Here is a 21,105-nt window from a genome sequence, read left to right on the forward strand (position 1 = left end):
AGGATTTGGTGTGATGAAAAGTATTTGGAGTTTGCCGGCGTAAAAAAACCCGAATTATTCGGGTTTTTATAAAACCGTTAATTGATTAATCCCAGCTCAACGCCCCACCCGTCTGATACTCAATAACCCGAGTCTCAAAGAAATTCTTCTCTTTCTTCAAGTCCATAATCTCGCTCATCCAAGGGAACGGATTCGTGGTCCCCGGATACTCTTCCTTCAACCCAATCTGCGACAACCGACGGTTAGCGATGAACTTCAGATAATCCTCCATCATCGCCGCATTCATGCCCAACACCCCACGCGGCATGGTATCCCGCGCGTACTCAATCTCCAGCTGCGTCCCCTGCAAAATCATCTGGGTCGCTTCTTCCTTCATCTCGGCATCCCACAAATGTGGGTTTTCGATTTTGATCTGGTTGATCACATCGATACCGAAGTTCAGGTGCATCGACTCGTCGCGCAGGATGTACTGGAACTGTTCCGCCACGCCGGTCATTTTATTGCGACGGCCCATGGACAGGATCTGGGTGAAGCCGCAGTAGAAGAAGATGCCTTCCAGGACGCAGTAGTAGGCGACCAGGTTGCGCAGCAGTTCTTTGTCGGTTTCGACGGTGCCGGTTTCGAATTTCGGATCGGAGATCGAACGGGTGTATTTGAGGCCCCAGGCTGCCTTTTTGGCGACCGATGGGATCTCGTGGTACATGTTGAAGATCTCGCCTTCATCCATGGCCAGCGATTCGATGCAGTATTGGTAGGCGTGGGTGTGGATCGCTTCTTCGAAGGCCTGGCGCAGGATGTACTGGCGGCACTCCGGGTTGGTGATCAGGCGGTACACGGCCAGCACCAGGTTGTTCGCGACCAACGAATCGGCAGTGGAGAAGAAGCCGAGGTTGCGCATGACGATGCGGCGTTCGTCGTCGGTGAGGCCTTCGGGGTTTTTCCACAGGGCGATGTCGGCGGTCATGTTGACCTCTTGCGGCATCCAGTGGTTGGCGCAGCCGTCGAGGTACTTTTGCCAGGCCCAGTCGTACTTGAACGGCACGAGTTGGTTGAGGTCGGCGCGGCAGTTGATCATGCGCTTTTCGTCAACGGCGACGCGGGCGGCGGAGCCTTCCAGCTCGGCGAGGCCTTCGGCGACGTCGAGTTTGTCCAAGGCGGCCTTGGCGCGCACGATGGCGGCGGAGTCATTGGCGGTGACGGCGCGGGCTTCGATGGCGGCGGCAGCGCCGGCACCGTCGAGGCGGTCCATGTTGGCTTCGGTGGCGTGGCCGGCGTTGGCGCCTTTGGCGGCTACTTCGCCTTCTTCTTCTTTGTCGAATTCGTCCCAGCTCAGCATGACGTGTCGTCTCCTGCGTGAGGGCTCAAAGGTGCCCGTGTGAAACCGGATGGTTGGGTGTTCACACGGCCCTGAGGCCGCGGTGGATCTTAAGGAATCGTTTGTTGCAACAGCTCGCGCAGGCAAATAAACGGAATAGGGTTACGGGTTCTGCTTGAGGCTTGAGGTGCGCAGCGACAGGTGCGTGCTTGCGCGAAGGCCTCAGGTCTGGCTCTTCATCCTAGTGTAAAGGGATATTGCAGGCCCGATTTACCCGCGCATTATAGGGAAAAAATCGGCTTTGTGTTGCGGCCGATGGTCACGATGGAGGGCCAAAATGCTGTGGTTTTCGGCCAGAGCGTGTGTTTGCAAGGCTTTGCTGGGGTAGGAATTTTTTGACGGGCGGTGGGATAGTTTTTGTAGGGCTGTGGGAGGGGGAATTGAGGAGGGCTGTAGGGGATGTGTTTGGCTGGGATCGCCATCGCAGGCAAGCCAGCTCCCACATTGGGGTGGCGGTGGGCCAGAGGGCGGTCCTTGGCCGCAAGAACGATTTCTTGCGGCGACCAAGATCCGGGTTTAAATCTTACTGAAAAAGTTATTACCCGTTAGAGCAACCATTGCCCATCACTTGATAATTAAGAATATGACGCTGACCTTGCGAGTCTTCATATTCCATTTGTACCGGTACAACGTTGCAGACATCAGGGATGTTGCTCATGGACAATACTTTGGCCACATCCAAGTGTGTGCTGTAGGTGTAATCTTCAACAATCGGGGCGTTCTGGCCGGCCAGCTCGGTCGGGGCCTCATCGGCCAGGGCGGCGGTGGCGCACAAGCTGCTGAGGGCCATAACTACGAGAGCTTTCATTACTGTATTTACCTTCTTCAGGGCGAAAGGGGTCACGGGGCCCTTATGAGGCCGCGTGTGTAACTTAAGAGTTGGGAAGTTCGGATTAACGTTGCCTTCGTGGGGGCTGTTACGGTGTTAATCACGTTGCCTTGTTGGCGGAGTTGATTTTAGGCCTGTGGGTTTTATTCATATACCCGTGCTTTTGATAAACACTATTGGCGGTTTTTGTAACAATCCCGTGGTAAAGGTTTTTTCATCAGGCGCCAAAGCCGCGCAGGCCTTGGGCCAGAGCCCTGAAAGGGCATAGCAGGGCATTTTGTAGGGGCTTGTTACTACCATCGTCGAATGGTTCTATGGGGGCGCCCCGGCTACAACAGGGCATACAAAAACAACTATTGTCACCGAGGTAAGAAAGATGAGTGCGGCTTCCCTGTACCCCGTTCGCCCCGAAGTAGCAGCCAACACGCTGACCGACGAGGCGACCTACAAGGCCATGTACCAGCAGTCGGTGGTCAACCCCGATGGCTTCTGGCGCGAGCAAGCCAAGCGCCTTGACTGGGTCAAGCCTTTCACTGCGGTCAAGCAGACCTCTTTCGACGACCACCATGTCGACATCAAATGGTTTGCCGACGGCACCCTCAACGTTTCCTACAACTGCCTGGACCGCCACCTCGCCGAGCGTGGTGATCAGGCTGCGATCATCTGGGAGGGCGATGACCCTTCCGAAAGCCGCACCATCACCTACCGCGAGCTGCATGAAGAAGTCTGCAAGTTCGCCAACGCCCTGCGCGGCCAGGATGTGCATCGCGGCGACGTGGTGACTATCTATATGCCGATGATCCCCGAAGCCGTGGTCGCCATGTTGGCCTGTACCCGCATCGGTGCGATTCACTCCGTGGTGTTTGGCGGTTTTTCACCGGAAGCCCTGGCCGGTCGCATTATCGACTGTAAGTCGAAGGTGGTGATCACCGCCGACGAAGGCATTCGCGCCGGTAAGAAAATTCCGCTGAAGGCCAACGTCGACGACGCGCTGACCAACCCGGAAACCAGCAGCATCCAGAAAGTCATTGTGTGCAAGCGCACCAATGGCAACATCAAGTGGAACCAGCATCGCGACATCTGGTACGAAGACCTGATGAAAGTGGCGGGCACTGTGTGCGCGCCTAAGGAGATGGGCGCCGAAGAAGCGCTGTTCATCCTTTACACCTCGGGCTCCACCGGCAAGCCTAAAGGCGTGCAGCACACCACTGGCGGCTACTTGTTGTACGCAGCCCTGACTCACGAGCGTGTGTTCGACTACCGCCCAGGCGAAATCTATTGGTGCACCGCCGACGTGGGTTGGGTCACCGGTCACACCTATATCGTCTACGGCCCGTTGGCCAATGGCGCGACCACGCTGTTGTTTGAGGGCGTGCCGAACTACCCGGATATCACGCGGGTGGGCAAGATCGTCGACAAGCACAAGGTCAATATCCTCTACACCGCGCCGACCGCGATCCGCGCGATGATGGCCTCGGGCACTGCTGCCTGCGAAGGTGTGGATGGCAGCAGCCTGCGTCTGCTCGGGTCGGTGGGTGAGCCGATCAACCCGGAAGCCTGGGATTGGTACTACAAGAATGTCGGCCAATCCCGTTGCCCGATTGTCGATACCTGGTGGCAGACCGAAACCGGCGCCACCCTGATGAGCCCGCTGCCGGGTGCCCACGCGCTCAAGCCGGGCTCGGCGGCACGCCCGTTCTTTGGTGTGGTGCCGGCGCTGGTGGACAACCTCGGTAACATCATCGAGGGCGCTGCCGAAGGCAACCTGGTGATCCTCGATTCATGGCCGGGCCAGGCGCGCACGCTGTATGGCGACCATGACCGTTTTGTCGACACTTACTTCAAGACCTTCCGTGGCATGTATTTCACCGGCGACGGTGCGCGTCGCGATGAAGACGGCTACTGGTGGATCACTGGGCGTGTGGACGACGTGTTGAACGTGTCCGGCCACCGCATGGGCACCGCCGAGATTGAAAGCGCGATGGTTGCGCATCCTAAAGTCGCCGAAGCGGCGGTGGTGGGTGTACCGCATGACATCAAGGGGCAGGGCATCTATGTGTATGTCACGCTCAAGAATGGCGAAGAGCCTAACGAAGCGCTGCGCCTGGAGCTGAAAAACTGGGTGCGCAAAGAGATCGGGCCGATTGCCTCGCCGGATGTGATCCAGTGGGCGCCTGGCTTGCCGAAAACGCGTTCGGGGAAAATCATGCGCCGGATTCTGCGCAAGATTGCTACGGCTGAGTATGACGGGTTGGGGGATATCTCCACCCTGGCCGACCCAGGTGTGGTGGCGCATTTGATTGAGACGCACAAGACCATGAACGTCGCGTAAGGCGGGCCGGGTCAGATAAAGCCCCATTCGGCGTGAGCCGGGTGGGGCTTTTTTGTGGGGTTTGATTTCGATAGCACTGGCGAAACCGGATCACTGTGGGAGCTGGCTTGCCCGCGATGAGGGCGTATCAGGCACAGGTGGGTTAGCTGACAGGCCGCTATCGCAGGCAAGCCAGTTCCCACATTTGGAATGTGTTTCATGGCCGGAGTCTGATCGTTCCCACGCTCCGCGTCTGCTCTGGAGGCGTGACGCAGAGCGTCACAGGATGCATCCCCACGCGGAGCGTGGGAACGATCAGTGTGTAGGCCAATAAATATCGGTTTCTTTCGTAGGAGGTTTCTGAATGTTACCGTCCAGCCTAAATGTGTAACCCCACGCCCAATCCTGAGGCAATGTGCTACGCCTTCGCCCCGAAAACCCGCGTTTTAGACACCCTCAGAAATAAGATTAAACGCCAGACTTGCCGTGCTAGAAGGGTTTGCGAATAATAGGCCCGCAATTTGCAGCATCAACAGGTTTAATATCTTTTGTCTCTGCATAAAATCCAGAGGCTGTCAATGTGCTGGAACCGCTTTCTCAGTGCTTCTGTAAATTGTTGTCGCATTGAGGAAATATCGGCTTCCGGCCTGTCGTTAGAATGCCGATCACTCGCTCGTCGTCTCCTGTATCAATTCAGGGTAGGACGCAGCACCGCTATTCGGTTTCACTTAAGTCGCATCGTGGGCCACGGCTCATTCTGCTTTTTGCCCTATACCGATGGAGTCCCAAGATGAAGAAACTTGTGCTGTTGGGCGCCCTGGCGCTGTCCGTGCTGTCCATGCAGGCCTTCGCTGATGAAAAGCCCCTGAAGATTGGTATCGAAGCGGCTTACCCTCCGTTTGCCTCGAAGGCGCCGGATGGCAGCATCGTTGGTTTTGACTACGACATCGGTAACGCGCTGTGCGCAGAGATGAAGGTCAAGTGCGTATGGGTCGAGCAGGAATTCGACGGCCTGATCCCTGCGCTCAAAGTGCGCAAGATCGATGCGATCCTGTCGTCCATGTCCATCACTGAAGACCGCAAGAAGTCTGTGGACTTCACTAACCGCTACTACCTGAGCCCAGCGCAACTGGTGATGAAGGAAGGCACCACCGTCAGCGACAGCCTGGATGAACTCAAAGGCAAGAAAATCGGCGTGCAACGCGGTTCGATCCACGATCGTTTCGCCAAGGAAGTCCTGGCCCCTAAAGGCGTCACGGTTGTGCCTTACAGCTCGCAGAACGAAATCTACCTGGACGTGGAAGCCGGTCGCCTCGATGGCACCGTGGCTGACGCTACCCTGCTGCAAGACGGCTTCCTGAAAACCCCGGCCGGTAAAGGCTACGCGTTCGTGGGCCCACAGTTCACCGACGCCAAGTACTTCGGTGACGGCATCGGTATCGCTGTGCGTAAAGGCGACAAGGCCGAGCTGGACAAGATCAACGCTGCGATTGCCGCGATCCGTGCCAACGGCGAATACAAGAAAATCCAGGACAAGTACTTCGACTTCGATATTTACGGCGCTGACCCTAAGTAACTCGTCGCAGCTGTCTGTCCTAAATGGCGCAAGCAACAGAAGATTCTGAAGTTTGCGCCATTTTTTCATCCCCCTTTTCGAGGACCTGAATCATGTTGAACGGCTACGGGGCTGTCATCCTCGATGGCGCATGGTTGACGCTTCAGCTCGCCTTGTCGTCCATGGCCTTGGCCATTGTTCTGGGTCTGATCGGGGTCGCGTTACGCCTGTCGCCGGTGCGCTGGTTGGCTTGGCTGGGTGACTTGTACTCCACGGTGATCCGCGGGATCCCCGACCTGGTGCTGATTCTGCTGATTTTCTACGGCGGCCAGGACTTGTTAAACCGCGTCGCGCCGATGCTCGGCTATGACGACTATATCGACTTGAACCCCTTGGCCGCCGGTATCGGCACCCTGGGTTTCATCTTTGGCGCCTACCTCTCGGAAACCTTCCGTGGCGCCTTCATGGCCATTCCCAAGGGCCAGGCCGAGGCCGGCCTTGCGTATGGCATGAGCAGTTTCCAGGTGTTTTTCCGGGTGATGGTGCCGCAGATGATCCGGCTGGCGATCCCTGGTTTCACCAACAACTGGCTGGTACTCACCAAGGCCACCGCGCTGATCTCGGTGGTGGGCCTGCAAGACATGATGTTCAAGGCCAAGCAGGCGGCAGACGCCACCCGCGAGCCTTTTACCTTCTTCCTCGCAGTGGCGGCGATGTACCTGGTGATCACCAGCGTGTCGTTGCTGGCCCTGCGTTATCTTGAGAAGCGCTACTCGGTAGGCGTAAGGGCGGCTGATCTATGATCTTCGACTACAACGTCATCTGGGAAGCCATGCCGCTGTACCTTGGCGGCCTGGTAACCACCCTGAAACTGTTGGCCATCTCGCTGTTCTTTGGCCTGCTCGCCGCCTTGCCGCTGGGCTTGATGCGCGTGTCCAAGCAGCCGGTCATCAACGGTGCGGCCTGGCTCTACACCTACGTGATCCGCGGCACGCCGATGCTGGTGCAGCTGTTTTTGATCTACTACGGCCTGGCGCAATTCGAAGCCGTGCGCGAAAGCTTCCTGTGGCCGCTGCTGTCGAGCGCCACGTTCTGCGCATGCCTGGCGTTTGCGATCAACACCAGCGCCTACACCGCCGAAATCATCGCCGGTAGCCTCAAGGCCACGCCGAACGGGGAGATCGAGGCGGCCAAGGCCATGGGCATGTCGCGCTACAAGCTGTACCGCCGCATCCTGCTGCCGTCGGCCTTGCGCCGCGCGCTGCCGCAGTACAGCAACGAAGTGATCATGATGCTGCAGACCACCAGTCTGGCGTCCATCGTCACCTTGATCGACATCACCGGTGCTGCACGCACCGTGAACGCCCAGTATTACTTGCCGTTCGAAGCCTATATTACCGCCGGCGTGTTCTACCTGTGCCTGACCTTTATCCTTGTGCGCCTGTTCAAGTTGGCCGAGCGCCGCTGGCTGAGCTACCTGGCTCCACGGAAGCATTGATATGGAACGTATCGATCACCTGTTGCCCTGGGGCCACCTGGGCTGCGAGCGCCAACTGAGCGTGTTTCGTTTTGGCAGTGGCGAGCGCAAGGCCTATATCCAGGCCAGCCTGCACGCCGACGAATTGCCGGGGATGCGCGCGGCGTGGGAGCTGAAAAAGCGCCTCACCGAACTGGAACAGCAAGGCGCCCTCAACGGGGTGATCGAGCTGGTGCCGGTGGCCAACCCGATGGGCTTGGGCCAATTGATGCAAGGCAGCCACCAGGGGCGTTTCGAGGTGGGTAGCGGTAAGAATTTCAACCGTGATTTCGTCGAGCTGAGCGCGCCGGTTGCCGAGTTGCTCAAGGGCAAGCTGGGCGATGACCCGCACGCGAATGTGCGCATGATCCGCCAGGCGATGACCGACGCACTCAATGCATTGCCCGCGCCGAGCAGCCAGCTGCAAGGCATGCAGCGCATCTTGCTGAGCCACGCCTGCACCGCCGATATCGTCCTGGACCTGCATTGCGACGCCGAAGCCGCGTTGCACATGTATGCGTTGCCCCAGCACTGGCCGCAGTGGCGCTCGTTGTCGGCGCACCTGGGTGTGAAAGTCGGCCTGCTGGCGGAAGACTCGGGCGGCAGTTCGTTTGATGAAGCCTGCTCGCTGCCGTGGTTGCGTCTGTCACAGGCGTTCCCCGAAGCACAGGTTCCGCTGGCGTGCCTGGCGACTACCCTGGAATTGGGCGGCCAGGCCGACACCGGCCGTGATGAAGCGATTTTCCACGCCGAAGGCATCCTCGCGTTCCTCGCCGAGCAAGGCTTGATCACCGGCCAATGGCCGGCGCCGCAATACGACGCGTGCGAAGGCTTGCCCTTCGAAGGCACCGAGTTGCTGTTTGCGCCCCATGCCGGGGTGATCAGTTACCTGCGTAAAGCCGGTGACCGGGTAGAAGCGGGCGATGAGATTTTTGAAGTGATTGACCCTCTGACCGACCGCGTCAGCATTGTTTGCGCGGGGACGTCCGGGGTGTTGTTTGCCGTTGAACGGCTACGTTATGCCCAAGCGGGTTTCTGGCTGGCCAAGGTGGCGGGGCGCGAAGCGCTGCGCCACGGGCGCTTGCTCAACGACTGACCACCTGTTTTTGTGAGAACCGACCGCATGTACAAACTTGAAGTCCAAGACCTGCATAAACGCTATGGCAGTCATGAAGTGCTCAAAGGCGTGTCCCTGGCCGCCGCGGCCGGTGATGTGATCAGCATCATCGGTTCCAGTGGTTCGGGCAAAAGTACCTTTTTGCGCTGCATCAACCTGCTGGAGCAACCCCACGCCGGCAAGATTCTGCTCAATAACGAAGAGCTGAAACTGGTGGCCAACAAGGACGGCGCCATGAAGGCCGCCGACCCGAAACAGCTGCAGCGCATGCGTTCGCGCCTGTCCATGGTGTTCCAGCATTTCAACCTGTGGTCGCACATGACTGCGCTTGAAAACGTGATGGAAGCGCCGGTGCACGTGCTGGGCATGTCGAAAAAAGACGCGCGTGAAAAGGCCGAGCACTACCTGGCCAAAGTTGGTGTGGGCCATCGTAAGGATGCGTTCCCCGGCCACATGTCCGGCGGCGAGCAGCAGCGCGTGGCCATCGCCCGCGCCCTGGCAATGGAGCCGGAGGTGATGCTGTTCGACGAACCGACCTCGGCCCTCGACCCGGAGCTGGTCGGCGAAGTGCTCAAGGTGATGCAGGACCTGGCCCAGGAAGGCCGCACCATGGTGGTGGTGACCCACGAAATGGGCTTTGCCCGTGAAGTCTCGAACCAACTGGTGTTTTTGCACAAAGGCATCGTCGAAGAACGTGGCAACCCGCGTGAAGTGCTGGTGAACCCGCAGTCCGAGCGGTTGCAGCAGTTTCTTTCCGGTAGCTTGAAATAATCAAGACTGCTTTTGTGCACTCAAATAGTGCATATTTCGCAGCCTTGAGGTCGCCTCGTTCCCTGTGGGAGCTGGCTTGCCTGCGATAGCGATATATCAGTAACCAGTGTGGCAACTGACCCACCGCCATCGCAGGCAAGCCAGCTCCCACATTGGTTCTCCATATGTTTTGAGATTTGTGTTCGTTTACCGGCTAGCATTGGCCCTTGTCTTCATTACTGTTACTCGCTTCGGATAGCCCCTAAATGACCGCCCATAAAATTGGTTTCCTGATTTGGCCCAGCACAAAAGCACTCACGCTTGCGCTGGCTGAGGAGGCTTTGCGCGTTGCTCAACGGGTGCATCCGGACGTTGTGTACGAACTGTCGTTCTTGCAGGCCGAGCCGCGCACCGAAGGTGCCTGGCAATTACCGGGCGAACCGTGGGCCGGCAAGCTTGAAGGCTTTCAGAAGCTGTTCCTGCTGGCGGACGAGCCACCTACCGTCATTGCGTCCCAACTCAGTACTGCACTCAAGCAGTTGGTGCGCGCCGGGTGCGTGATCGGCGGGTTGTCGGCCGGTGTGTATCCCTTGGCTCAGTTGGGTTTGCTCGACGGCTACCGCGCCGCCGTGCACTGGCGCTGGCAGGACGACTTCGCCGAGCGCTTCCCCAAGGTGATCGCCACCAGCCATCTGTTTGACTGGGACCGCGACCGCCTGACCGCCTGTGGCGGCATGTCGGTACTCGACCTGTTGCTGGCGGTGTTGGCCCGTGATCATGGCGCCGAACTGGCGGGTGCGGTCTCCGAAGAGTTGGTGGTGGAGCGCATCCGCGAAGGCGGCGAACGCCAGCGCATCCCCCTGCAAAACCGCCTGGGCTCCAGCCATCCGAAGCTGACCCAGGCCGTGCTGCTGATGGAAGCCAATATCGAAGAGCCGCTGACCACCGACGAAATCGCCCAGCATGTGTGCGTGTCGCGACGACAACTCGAGCGCATCTTCAAGCAATACCTCAACCGCGTTCCCAGCCAGTATTACCTGGAACTGCGCCTGAACAAGGCCCGCCAGATGCTCATGCAAACCAGCAAGTCGATCATCCAGATCGGCCTGTCGTGCGGCTTCTCCTCGGGGCCGCACTTCTCCAGCGCTTACCGCAACTTCTTTGGCGCCACCCCGCGTGAAGACCGTAACCAGCGGCGTAGCAGCAGCCCGTTTGAATTGTCGTCGGTGCCGTCCGAGCGTGGTTGAGTGGCTTTTATTGTTCGGTTTCTTCTTCTGATACGTCGGTTGACGACGCTGGGCTGAGTTGCGCGCGCTGCCTGACCTCCGGGATGCCAAAGTCCACTGCGGTGCGGTTGTAATACGGCACCAGCAGGGCGATCGTTTCAGGCGAGAACGTATTGCCGCCCAGAACGAAACCATCGGCCCTGTCCGGCGCCACCTCAAGCAGGTCGGTGGGAAGTTCGGTTATCCGGTTGTTTCTCAGGTCCAGTTGATCGAGGGATGGCAGGTTGAACGTCCCGTTGGGTACCTCGGTAAGGCCGGCATTTTCGATGATCAGGGTGGATAACCCGGACATCTTGCTGACGTCGGGCGTGATGCCCAGGGGGTTACCACTGAGGTCCAGGTACTCAAGGTTTTGCAGGTCGCTCAAGGCGTCGGCGCTGGTTGCGGTCAACCGCATACGGCTATGGGACAGGATCAGTGTCTTGAGCTTGGTCAGCTTGAACACATCGGCGGGAATGTCCGGCAGGGCATAACGATGAATATGCAGGGTTTCCAGGTTGGGAAAACGCACAAGAAAGCCTTCGGGAATTGAGGTGGCTTGCTCTGCGCTCAACTCCAGTTTCGACACATGTTTAAAGTCCATATTCAGCACCGGTAAATCGCCGAGTAAAGGCAGTTTCAGCGCCATTTCATGATCGGTGGTCGGCGGCTCCTGGCTTGAATCCAGACCGGTCTCCCGTCGCCAGCTTTCCTCCAGCAAGGCCTTGAGCTGGTGGCGAAGCAGTTGCTGTTGCGCTCGTACGCCTTCGTCCATGGGCGTGTCTATGAACGGGTACCGTTCAGGTATATCCAATGCCCACTCCTGCAAGTCTGTTTGCAGTCGCTCGTAGTCGGTTTTCAAGCGCAGGAGTGCGGGCATTGAGTCATTCAGCTCACCGGGCAACCTGAAGATAAAGTTATTCGCCTCGTCCTCAGTGAAGGTGGGGTAAAGCTCATGAACCAAGCGACGCTCGAATGGGTTGGCGTCTGCGCCGAAGTGTTCGCCGGTTCTCTGGCAGTAACGTTTGATCTTTTCCAGGGTGGCGCGTGAAAGGGGGTTGCCCGACAAATCAAACGCTCTAGCCCGTTCGGCGGGCAGGCTGAACAGCGCGTCGGGTAGCCTGCTCAGGTAGTTGCCGCTGAGGTCGGCGCTCGTGAGCTGAGGGCGATTGATCAGGTGTTCGGGGAATAGCGAAATATGCGTCTGGCTAAGGTTCAGCGTCTGCAGCTCAGGCATTTGCCCAAGGTTGGGAGAAAGTGACAGCTGGTAGTTGCGGGAAAGGTCCAGGCTTCTCAATTGGCTCAAAGTGGCAAGCTGTGCACGGCTTTGTGTGGTCAGGTTAAGGTTGCAATTGCTCAGCGTCAGCCGATTGAGCTGGGTGCGCGCCATGACTTCGGGAGGCAGTGTGTTGAGTGCTATGTCGCTGATATCCAGCGTGCGCAGGTTGGGGAAGTGGGCCAAAAAGGCGGGTACGCCTTGGGTGGTGGGATAACCCTTCAATCTCAGGTTGCAGATGTGGTCGAAGTTGGCACTGATGGTGGGCAGTTCGCTTTGCAAGGGGGCGTCGAGGTGCAATTGGCGGCCAAGAGAAAACTCGCTGTCCTCCGGGGTCTCGTGCCGCCAGGCACGGAGCAATTGGTGGGTCCAGATCCAGCGATTAAGTTTCTCTTCGGCAACGGTTGAGGAGAAAAGCGGTACTTCGGTGTTGAGGAAGGTTTGAGAGAGGTTGGAGCGCCAGGTCGCCAGGTCGGTTTCCAGTCGTGAAAATTCAGCCTTCAAATAATGAAGCGTCTGTAAGGGCGAGCCAGGGTGGCTTCGCATGGCGTTCAGTACATAGTCCACTTCTGCTGGGGCGAGACGGGGATACAGTTCGTGTACTAACAGCGCCTCAAGGTTATTTGTGTTGCCAGGGGCACTCGCGTCGTAACCCTCCATGCCGCCGGGCAAGCGCATCAGCTTGGGGTCGTAAAAGGGCTTGCGCACTGGCGCAGTTGCCAGCAGCTCCCCCAGCGGCTCACGGGCCAGCGCGTACTGGCGCAAGGTCTGTTTCAGCAGTGGGCCTTGGCCAATGTGGATACCCAGCGCGTCGCGTTGCGCGTCGGGCAGTGCCTGGAGCACGGCGGTATAGAGGTCGGTTTCGCCGAACAGGGTGCCCTTGCCGTCTTCGGGAACGTAATCGCCATCAATGGCGCGCACCAAGGTGCGTTGGATCGGTGCCTGCAGCGGGCCGATGGTGTCCCGTACCGTACCGGTGCGGCTGAAGTCGCGCACTTCCAGGCGTACCTGCGGCGACCACCCCGGCAGCTGTTCCAGGGAATGCAACGCGAGTTGTTCTGTGTCGTTGCTTTCCAGGGCATCCATGTACAACCCTTCATACGCTCGACTGATCCTGACCTGATGCGCAGCCCAGCGTGCGCGCTCCACCAGATGGGGTGGCAGACTACCTTGATCCATGGCCAGCAGGTCTTGGCCGCTGGCGCCGAACAGCACCTCGTGCGCCGCACTGGTGGGCAGGCCGGGCGCACTGTCGATGATTTTTTGCAGGCGCGGGTCATCGGTGGTTTCCAGCCCTCGGTAGCGGGAGTCAAACAATGAAGCGCGCTTGGCCTGGGCTTGGCGTGCCAGCTGTTTACGCAGTTTGGCCGCGCGCACGTGCAGTTGGGTGGCGGGGGTGCCGAATTCTTCCTCAAGCAGGATTTTGCGTTCTGATTCGTCCAGGGTTTCCAGCAGCGTTTTGAGAAAATCACCATTTTTCATCTGGGCTTCATGTATCTGCGCCACCGCCGAGTTTTCCTGGCCTTTATGCTCCCAGACGGTCTCACCTTTCGCGTTGAGAAAGCGCAAGGTCTTGGACTCGGGCCACAGGCCGGTCTGACTCAACAGCCAAAGCTGGGTTTGCGGGTCGGCTTTTTGATACTGCGCAGGGTCGTCACTGTTCATCTGGTCGATAAAGTCTTGCAGTTGCTGATCAATGGCGACGCGCTTGAGGGTGTCGGCCAATAGTGGAGGCGGTGGTTGGCGGTCCATATGCAGCTTGCGCAGGGCGGCATCGTCGGCGCCGCTGATGCGATGCGCCCATTCCAGGCGCGTCTCACTGAGTGTGTCAGCCGGTGGGCCGAGTCGACGCAGCAAGGTGCTGCGATCCCAGGTCAGCGGGCGATCTGTTGCTGTCAGCCAGGCGCCCTTGCCGTTGCTGATGATTTGCGGGCGGTAAGCGTGCGCGCGGGTAGGGTGGGCAAGGAAAGTGTTACCCAATTTATTCTTGATGGAGAAGTGTTGTCCATTGAGTGTCAGGATCTGTTTATCCGCATGGGCATATAGCCCTTCGTGATTGGGGCGTGACTCGGGCGGTAGTTGAATGTCATGGGTGTAGGGCGCCAGGTCGGGCTTCCACAGGCGGGTCTTGCCGTCAGTTGTGACCGGGGTGAGCCGCTCAAAAAAACGCCACAGTTCGTTGGGCAGTGCCTGTCGCAGCAAACCTTCGGCAATCGGTGCGCCGACTGCGAACATACCCAGTTGCACCATTTGCTCGAGGATCGACATCAGGTGCCCGAAGGCTTCACGCTTGAGGCCCTCAGCCCAATCGATGATGCCCTCGAATACGTCGTCGAGCAGTTGGTAAGCGGTGTAGCCCAGCATCAGCGCGCCCAGTGGTGGAAGGAAAGGGGTCACGATGAAGGCGGCGACTTCGAGAATGGCGTTAGCAACCTTCTGCACAATGTCCCAGCGTTGCCAGCGTGCCTTGCTGTCGGCGTCTGCGGTGGAGATGGCGGTTACCCGAGCGTCATTGAGCAGCTTGTCGAGCTTGGTCTCGTACAGGTGTTCGTAAAGATCACCAGTGATTTTCGTTGCATAGAACTGCAGGTTCGGGTTGACCACCGGTTCGTCGCGCCAGGCGGGGCGTGAGTCGCCGGGCTGCGGCGAGTGCCAGACGACTTTGGATAGCCGGCTGTTGAGGTCTGCAAAGAAGTAGCCGCGGTATTCTTGGTTGACGAAGCGGCTGAAAAACGCCTGGTAGTCGGCGTCGCGCAGCTTGTCGGCCAGGTCGCGCATGAATGCTGTGCCGTCGGGGTAATACTTGAGGGGCGCCAGTGGGTCGCCGGGAATGTACGCCACTATGGGGACTGCGCTTCGGTGCTGCTCCAGGTCGGCGGCGAACAGCACTATGCCGGTCAGCGGTGCGCCCATCAGGCTCAGGTCGTGGTTGAGCAGTACCTTGCCCTGGAGTGTCAAGCCTCTGAGGCCGTCGAGCTGCGCCTGGAGTGTGCGCAGCGTCGATTCGCTCGCGTCTTTTTTCAGGCGCGCCATGTGCACGCAGGTTTGCGCCTCGGCTTTGAGATTGGCGATTACCTTGCTGCGCAGCGATGCCTGCAGCGTGGCGTTCTGGAAGCCGAAAAAGCCTTTGAGGTAGCGTTGGTACTGCGCGCCGATGTCCAGCTCGCGGCACAGTCCGACGAATTGCGCGATGCTGATTTTTTCGGTCACAGCGGGCAGGGTGTCGAATTGCCCAGCGGCTGAGGGTTGGGTGATGAAGGTGGAGTCGGTGGTGTAAGCGGCTTTTTCGCCTTCGGCGGCGTCGAAATTGTGCAGCGCTGCGTCCACCAGCGACACGGTCCAGGCCTTGACGCCTCCCAAGTCCACAGGGAACAGCGGAACCGTCACGGGGGCGTAGAGGCGCAGGTAAGTGGCGGTGACATCCAGCTCAATGCCAAAGCGGGAAGTAAGACCCTGTTGCAGCAAGGGTGCCGCGAACGCTTGGGGCGCTTGCAGCGCTGCCAGGGCGGTGTCGAGCTGGTTTTGCGTGGCCCAGCTCTCGGCCATGGCTTGCTGGAGGGGGGCTTGTTGCTGGCGGCGGGTGTCGGCCTGCCAATCGGCAAACTCAAGCCGGGTGTTTTTCAAAGTCTCGCGCCGCGCGCTTGAGGCGTTGCCCAGCCATTGCGGCAGGCGGGTGTGAGCCCCGGCGGGCACCCTGCTGGCGGTGAGTGTCAGGTGTTGGGTGAGCGTGGTTTGAGTCAGGGGAGGCACGTGGCTGATCCTTCAGTGGGTTGAGTCACCGTCATCACAGCAAGTCTGATTGGCGTACAGGGGGCAGATAGTTAATACAACCTTCGAAATCAGCAGGCGATGCCCCTGCCTCTCAAACGATGCAACGTTTAAACTGCGCCATTGCGACGCTATTTGTCGCATTGGCGTAAACCCGCCAAAAACGCGGGTTGGCGCTATAAGAAGTTGTCGCTTGGCGGCAAGGCCGCGCCGAAAACTGTCCTTACAATCCCTGCATCGCCCGCCAGTTCCAGGCAGGCGTTCCTCTTCAGGAGACTCCGATGTCCGTTGAGCAAGCCCCGGTGCAACGTGCCGATTTCGACCAGGTGATGGTGCCCAACTACGCACCTGCCGCCTTCATTCCCGTGCGTGGCGCAGGTTCGCGCGTTTGGGACCAGGCCGGTCGCGAGCTGATCGACTTTGCCGGCGGCATCGCGGTTAACGTATTGGGCCATGCCCACCCGGCGCTGGTCGGTGCACTGACCGAACAGGCCAACAAGCTGTGGCACGTCTCCAACGTGTTCACCAATGAGCCGGCGTTGCGCCTGGCCCATAAGCTGATCGACGCCACCTTTGCCGAGCGCGTGTTCTTCTGCAACTCCGGCGCCGAGGCCAACGAGGCCGCATTCAAGCTGGCCCGTCGCGTTGCGTTCGACCGTTTTGGCACCGAGAAGTACGAGATCATCGCCGCGTTGAACAGCTTCCACGGCCGTACTCTGTTCACCGTCAACGTCGGAGGCCAGTCCAAGTACTCCGATGGGTTCGGGCCTAAAATCACCGGCATTACCCACGTGCCTTATAACGACCTGGACGCGCTCAAAGCGGCCGTGTCGGATAAAACTTGCGCCGTGGTGCTGGAGCCGATCCAGGGCGAAGGCGGCGTATTGCCAGCCGAACTGGCTTACCTGCAAGGCGCCCGCGAACTGTGCGACGCCAATAATGCGCTGCTGGTGTTCGACGAAGTGCAAACCGGCATGGGCCGCAGCGGCCACCTGTTCGCCTACCAGCATTACGGCGTGACGCCGGACATCCTCACCAGCGCCAAGAGCCTGGGCGGTGGTTTCCCGATCGCAGCCATGCTGACCCGTGAAGACCTGGCCAAGCACCTGGTGGTCGGCACCCACGGCACTACTTACGGCGGCAACCCGCTGGCGTGTGCGGTCGCCGAGGCGGTGATCGACGTGATCAACACCCCAGAAGTACTGGCCGGTGTGAACGCCAAGCACGACCTGTTCAAGGTGCGTCTTACGCAGATCGGCAAGCAATACGGGATCTTCACCGAAGTGCGCGGCATGGGCCTGCTGATTGGTTGCGTGCTGAGCGACGCGTTCAAAGGCCGTGCCAAGGACGTGTTCAACGCGGCCGAAAAAGAAAACCTGATGATCCTGCAAGCCGGCCCGGACGTGGTGCGTTTCGCCCCAAGCCTGGTGGTGGAAGAGGCGGATATCAACGAAGGCCTGGACCGCTTCGAACGTGCTGTGAAGACGTTGACGCAAGCTTGATGGACCGCTTGGCGCCTGGTGATCCGGGCGTCGAACAAAAATTCTAAAGGCCGGACCGGATCAAATGTGGGAGCCGCTTGTGTGGCGAGGGAGCTTGCTCCCGCTGGAGTGCGAAGCGCTCCCAAAATCTTGGGGCCGCTACGCAGCCCAGCGGGAGCAAGCTCCCTCGCCACACAAGCCCTCTCTGATTGAAAACCTGTCCGGCATTTTTTCCCCTATGAGTTTTTCGAGTTAAGGAGTGACACCATGCTGGTGATGCGCCCCGCGCAAATGGCTGATCTGGGCGAGGTACAGCGTCTGGCTGCGGATAGCCCGATTGGTGTCACCTCCTTGCCGGACGATGTGGAACGCCTGAGCGATAAAATCGCTGCCAGCGAAGCGTCTTTCGCGGCCGAGGTGAGTTTCAACGGTGAAGAAAGCTATTTCTTCGTGCTCGAAGACACCGAGACCGGCAAGCTCGCCGGCTGCTCGGCCATCGTCGCGTCGGCCGGTTACTCCGAACCGTTCTACAGCTTTCGTAACGAGACCTTCGTGCACGCTTCCCGCGAGCTGAAGATCCACAACAAGATCCACGTGCTTTCCCAGTGCCATGACCTCACTGGCAACAGCCTGCTCACCAGTTTCTACGTGCAGCCTGCGCTGGTTGGTTCGCCGTGGTCGGAACTCAATTCCCGTGGCCGCTTGCTGTTCGTCGCCAGCCACCCCGAGCGCTTTGCGGACTCGGTGGTGACCGAGATTGTCGGCTACAGCGACGAGAACGGTGATTCGCCGTTCTGGGACGCCATCGGTCGCAACTTCTTCGACCTCAATTACGCCGCCGCCGAGCGCCTGTGCGGGCTTAAAAGCCGCACCTTCCTCGCCGAGCTGATGCCGCATTACCCGATCTACGTGCCGCTGTTGCCGGACGAAGCCCAGGAAGCCATGGGCCAGGTGCACCCGCGTGCGCAAATCACCTTCGACATCCTCATGCGCGAAGGTTTTGAGACCGACCACTACATCGACATCTTCGACGGCGGCCCAACGTTGCACGCACGGGTTTCGGGCATTCGCTCGATCGCCCAGAGCCGCGTGGTGCCGGTAAAAATCGGCGAGATGGTCAAAGGTGTCGGCCGCCAGTACCTGGTGAGCAACGCGCAGTTGCAGGATTACCGCGCGGTGATGCTGGAACTGGACTACGCGCCCGGCAAGCCGGTGACCCTGGACCTGGAAGCGGCTGAAGCCCTGGGCGTTGGCGAAGGCGCAAGTGTGCGTCTGGTAGCGGTTTAAAAAGAGAGTTTCGCGGGTGGCTGCAAAGCGGCCCGTCTGAGGAGATAGCATGATCGTTCGTCCCGTACGCAGCAGCGATTTACCGGCCCTGATTGATCTGGCGCGCAGCACCGGCACCGGCCTCACCACCTTGCCGGCCAACGAGGAGCGCCTGACTCATCGAGTTGGCTGGGCGGAAAAAACCTTTCGCGGTGAAGCCGGGCGGGGTGATGCCGACTACCTGTTCGTGCTGGAAAACGACGAAGGCCGTGTGGTGGGCATTTCTGCCATTGCCGGTGCCGTCGGCCTGCGTGAGCCTTGGTACAACTTCCGGGTCGGCCTCACGGTCAGCGCTTCCCAGGAGCTGAACATTTACCGCGAGATTCCGACGCTGTTCCTGGCTAACGACCTTACCGGCAATTCCGAGTTGTGCTCGTTGTTCCTGCACGCCGATTACCGCACCGGCCTCAACGGCCGCATGCTGGCCAAGGCGCGCCTGCTGTTTATCGCCGAGTTCCCGCAACTGTTCGGCAACAAGATCATTGCCGAGATGCGTGGCGTGTCCAACGACGCCGGGCGCTCACCGTTCTGGGAAAGCCTGGGCCGGCACTTCTTCAAGATGGAGTTCAGCCAGGCCGATTACCTCACCGGCGTGGGCAACAAGGCGTTTATCGCCGAGCTGATGCCGAAGTTTCCGCTGTACAGCTGCTTCTTGTCTGAAGACGCGCGTAATGTGATCGGCAAGGTCCACCCGGACACCGAGCCTGCATTGAGCATGCTCAAGAGTGAGGGCTTCAGCTACCAGGGTTATGTCGATATCTTCGACGCCGGCCCGGCGGTGGAATGTGAAACCAGCAAAATCCGTGCGGTGCGCGACAGCCAGTCGCTGGTGTTGGCCATCGGCACGCCGGGGGACGACGCTACGCCGTTCCTGATCCATAACCGCAAGCGCGAGGAGTGCCGCATTACTGCCGCTCCGGCCCGGCTGGCGGCAGGCACGTTGGTGGTCGATCCGCAAACCGCCAAACGCCTGCAACTGGTGGTGGGTGATCAAGTGCGCGCTGTTGCGTTGTCTGCTGCTCGGGAGTCGAAATAATGAATTCGCTGTATATCGCAGGTAGCTGGCTGGCCGGCCAGGGTGAGCTGTTTGAGTCGCGCAACCCGGTGACCCAGCAGGTGCTGTGGACTGGTAATGGCGCCACTGCCGAGCAGGTCGAGTCGGCCGTGCAGGCGGCGCGTCAGGCATTTCCAGGCTGGGCTCGCCGCCCGCTGGAAGAACGCATCAGCGTGCTGGAAACCTTTGCCGCCGCGCTGAAAACGCGCGCCGATGAAATCGCTCGCTGCATCGGCGAGGAAACCGGCAAGCCGCTGTGGGAATCGGCCACCGAAGTCACCAGCATGGCCAACAAGATTGCCATCTCGGTGCAAAGCTACCGCGAACGTACCGGCGAAAAGAGCGGCCCGTTGGGCGACGCCACGGCCGTATTGCGCCACAAGCCCCACGGTGTGGTGGCGGTGTTCGGCCCTTACAACTTCCCGGGCCATTTGCCGAACGGGCATATCGTCCCGGCCTTGCTGGCGGGTAACACGGTGTTGTTCAAGCCGAGCGAACTGACCCCCAAAGTCGCCGAGCTGACCGTGCAATGCTGGGTCGAAGCCGGTTTGCCGGCGGGCGTGTTGAACCTGCTGCAAGGTGCGCGGGAAACCGGTATCGCCCTGGCGGCCAACCCTGGCATTGACGGGTTGTTCTTCACTGGCTCCAGCCGCACCGGCAACCATCTGCACCAGCAGTTCTCCGGGCGCCCGGACAAGATCCTGGCCCTGGAAATGGGTGGCAACAACCCATTGGTGGTCGATGAAGTGGCCGATGTGGATGCGGCGGTCTACACCATTATTCAGTCGGCATTCATTTCGGCTGGCCAGCGCTGCACGTGCGCCCGGCGTTTGCTGGTGCCCGAAGGCGCCTGGGGCGATGCCTTGCTGGCGCGTCTGGTGGCGGTCAGTGCGACGATTGAAGTCGGTGCATTCGACCAGCAGCCGCCACCGTTCATGGGGTCGGTGATTTCCCTCGGCGCGGCCAAAGCCTTGATGGACGCCCAGGAGTGGATGCTGGCCAATGGCGCGGTGGCGCTGTTGGAAATGACTCAGCCGCAGGCTCAGGCCGCCTTGCTGACCCCAGGCATCATTGATGTAACCGGCGTGACCGAGCGTGAGGATGAAGAGCTGTTCGGCCCATTGCTGCAAGTGATCCGCTACGCTGATTTTGCCGGGGCGATTGCCGAGGCCAACAACACTCAATATGGCTTGGCTGCGGGTCTGTTGTCGGACTCCGAAGCGCGCTACCAGCAGTTCTGGCTGGAAAGCCGCGCCGGTATCGTCAACTGGAACAAACAGCTGACCGGCGCTGCCAGTACCGCACCGTTCGGTGGTGTGGGTGCTTCGGGCAACCATCGCGCCAGTGCGTATTACGCGGCGGATTATTGCGCGTACCCGGTGGCGTCGCTGGAGACCCCGAGTTTGGTATTGCCAGCGACACTGACGCCAGGGGTAACGCTGATCTAAATGTGGGAGCTGGCTTGCCTGCGATGCAGGCGCC

The 21,105-nt window shown here is 59.6% G+C and carries 14 protein-coding genes; 11 read left to right on the forward strand and 3 right to left on the reverse strand.

What is annotated here, in order from left to right:
• Nucleotides 1-85 precede the first annotated feature (85 nt).
• Nucleotides 86-1,336 carry a ribonucleotide-diphosphate reductase subunit beta gene (locus GIW48_RS18840; RefSeq protein WP_017134657.1) on the reverse strand — a complete coding sequence of 417 codons (1,251 nt, stop codon included), beginning with the start codon at nt 1,334-1,336 and terminating at the stop codon, nt 86-88.
• A gap of 577 nt (nt 1,337-1,913) precedes the next feature.
• Nucleotides 1,914-2,183, reverse strand: a complete 270-nt coding sequence (locus GIW48_RS18845) for a DUF2790 domain-containing protein (RefSeq protein ID WP_017138434.1) — start codon at nt 2,181-2,183, stop codon at nt 1,914-1,916.
• 397 nt (nt 2,184-2,580) lie between these two features.
• Between GIW48_RS18845 and acs the strand changes: the two genes are divergently transcribed.
• The 7 genes from acs (at nt 2,581) to GIW48_RS18880 (ending at nt 10,700) form a co-directional block, all read left to right on the forward strand.
• Nucleotides 2,581-4,536 (forward strand): acetate--CoA ligase, encoded by a 1,956-nt coding sequence (gene acs, locus GIW48_RS18850; RefSeq protein WP_056861684.1) that lies wholly within the window; start codon nt 2,581-2,583, stop codon nt 4,534-4,536.
• A 769-nt stretch (nt 4,537-5,305) separates the two neighbouring features.
• A complete protein-coding gene (locus tag GIW48_RS18855) occupies nt 5,306-6,091 on the forward strand; it encodes an ABC transporter substrate-binding protein (RefSeq protein WP_017138432.1) in 786 nt (261 codons plus the stop codon).
• A 92-nt stretch (nt 6,092-6,183) separates the two neighbouring features.
• Nucleotides 6,184-6,873: an ABC transporter permease gene (locus GIW48_RS18860; protein ID WP_017138431.1), complete on the forward strand. Its 690-nt coding sequence runs from the start codon at nt 6,184-6,186 to the stop codon at nt 6,871-6,873.
• Complete coding sequence (locus tag GIW48_RS18865) at nt 6,870-7,568, forward strand: ABC transporter permease (RefSeq protein ID WP_099548200.1); 699 nt, start codon at nt 6,870-6,872, stop codon at nt 7,566-7,568. Before GIW48_RS18860 ends, GIW48_RS18865 begins: the two co-directional genes overlap by 4 nt.
• Before the next feature lies 1 nt (nt 7,569).
• Complete coding sequence (locus tag GIW48_RS18870; protein ID WP_236462132.1) at nt 7,570-8,682, forward strand: succinylglutamate desuccinylase/aspartoacylase family protein; 1,113 nt, start codon at nt 7,570-7,572, stop codon at nt 8,680-8,682.
• Nucleotides 8,683-8,709: 27 nt separating this feature from the next.
• Nucleotides 8,710-9,474: an ABC transporter ATP-binding protein gene (locus tag GIW48_RS18875; RefSeq protein WP_003214336.1), complete on the forward strand. Its 765-nt coding sequence runs from the start codon at nt 8,710-8,712 to the stop codon at nt 9,472-9,474.
• 245 nt (nt 9,475-9,719) lie between these two features.
• Nucleotides 9,720-10,700, forward strand: a complete 981-nt coding sequence (locus tag GIW48_RS18880; RefSeq protein WP_017138427.1) for a GlxA family transcriptional regulator — start codon at nt 9,720-9,722, stop codon at nt 10,698-10,700.
• A gap of 7 nt (nt 10,701-10,707) precedes the next feature.
• On the opposite strand, the gene GIW48_RS18885 is transcribed toward GIW48_RS18880, so the two are convergent.
• The gene (locus GIW48_RS18885; protein ID WP_236462130.1) at nt 10,708-15,744 is read right to left on the reverse strand and encodes a dermonecrotic toxin domain-containing protein; all 5,037 of its coding nucleotides are present in this window, start codon (nt 15,742-15,744) and stop codon (nt 10,708-10,710) included.
• A 299-nt stretch (nt 15,745-16,043) separates the two neighbouring features.
• Between GIW48_RS18885 and GIW48_RS18890 the strand changes: the two genes are divergently transcribed.
• The 4 genes from GIW48_RS18890 to astD all read left to right on the forward strand — a co-directional run bounded on the left by GIW48_RS18890 (nt 16,044) and on the right by astD (nt 21,071).
• Complete coding sequence (locus GIW48_RS18890; protein WP_177034902.1) at nt 16,044-17,264, forward strand: aspartate aminotransferase family protein; 1,221 nt, start codon at nt 16,044-16,046, stop codon at nt 17,262-17,264.
• Nucleotides 17,265-17,510: 246 nt separating this feature from the next.
• Nucleotides 17,511-18,530 carry an arginine/ornithine succinyltransferase subunit alpha gene (gene aruF / locus GIW48_RS18895; RefSeq protein ID WP_017138424.1) on the forward strand — a complete coding sequence of 340 codons (1,020 nt, stop codon included), beginning with the start codon at nt 17,511-17,513 and terminating at the stop codon, nt 18,528-18,530.
• Nucleotides 18,531-18,579: 49 nt separating this feature from the next.
• Entirely contained in the window at nt 18,580-19,605 is a 1,026-nt protein-coding gene (gene astA, locus GIW48_RS18900; RefSeq protein WP_017138423.1) for an arginine N-succinyltransferase, read from the forward strand.
• The gene (gene astD / locus GIW48_RS18905; protein WP_170039867.1) at nt 19,602-21,071 is read left to right on the forward strand and encodes a succinylglutamate-semialdehyde dehydrogenase; all 1,470 of its coding nucleotides are present in this window, start codon (nt 19,602-19,604) and stop codon (nt 21,069-21,071) included. Before astA ends, astD begins: the two co-directional genes overlap by 4 nt.
• Nucleotides 21,072-21,105 lie beyond the last annotated feature (34 nt).

It is taken from the genome of Pseudomonas sp. PA-6-3C, assembly GCF_021605825.1.
Taxonomy (GTDB): Bacteria; Pseudomonadota; Gammaproteobacteria; order Pseudomonadales; family Pseudomonadaceae; genus Aquipseudomonas; species Aquipseudomonas edaphica.

Bases quoted from the DNA above. Each gene is read 5' to 3' on its own strand.
- GIW48_RS18845 (WP_017138434.1), bottom strand. From the start codon at position 2,183: ATGAAAGCTCTCGTAGTTATGGCCCTCAGCAGCTTGTGCGCCACCGCC.
- GIW48_RS18880 (WP_017138427.1), top strand. From the start codon at position 9,720: ATGACCGCCCATAAAATTGGTTTCCTGATTTGGCCCAGCACAAAAGCA.
- GIW48_RS18860 (WP_017138431.1), top strand. From the start codon at position 6,184: ATGTTGAACGGCTACGGGGCTGTCATCCTCGATGGCGCATGGTTGACG.
- GIW48_RS18865 (WP_099548200.1), top strand. From the start codon at position 6,870: ATGATCTTCGACTACAACGTCATCTGGGAAGCCATGCCGCTGTACCTT.
- GIW48_RS18875 (WP_003214336.1), top strand. From the start codon at position 8,710: ATGTACAAACTTGAAGTCCAAGACCTGCATAAACGCTATGGCAGTCAT.
- astA (WP_017138423.1), top strand. From the start codon at position 18,580: ATGATCGTTCGTCCCGTACGCAGCAGCGATTTACCGGCCCTGATTGAT.
- GIW48_RS18840 (WP_017134657.1), bottom strand. From the start codon at position 1,336: ATGCTGAGCTGGGACGAATTCGACAAAGAAGAAGAAGGCGAAGTAGCC.
- aruF (WP_017138424.1), top strand. From the start codon at position 17,511: ATGCTGGTGATGCGCCCCGCGCAAATGGCTGATCTGGGCGAGGTACAG.
- GIW48_RS18855 (WP_017138432.1), top strand. From the start codon at position 5,306: ATGAAGAAACTTGTGCTGTTGGGCGCCCTGGCGCTGTCCGTGCTGTCC.
- GIW48_RS18870 (WP_236462132.1), top strand. From the start codon at position 7,570: ATGGAACGTATCGATCACCTGTTGCCCTGGGGCCACCTGGGCTGCGAG.
- GIW48_RS18890 (WP_177034902.1), top strand. From the start codon at position 16,044: ATGTCCGTTGAGCAAGCCCCGGTGCAACGTGCCGATTTCGACCAGGTG.
- acs (WP_056861684.1), top strand. From the start codon at position 2,581: ATGAGTGCGGCTTCCCTGTACCCCGTTCGCCCCGAAGTAGCAGCCAAC.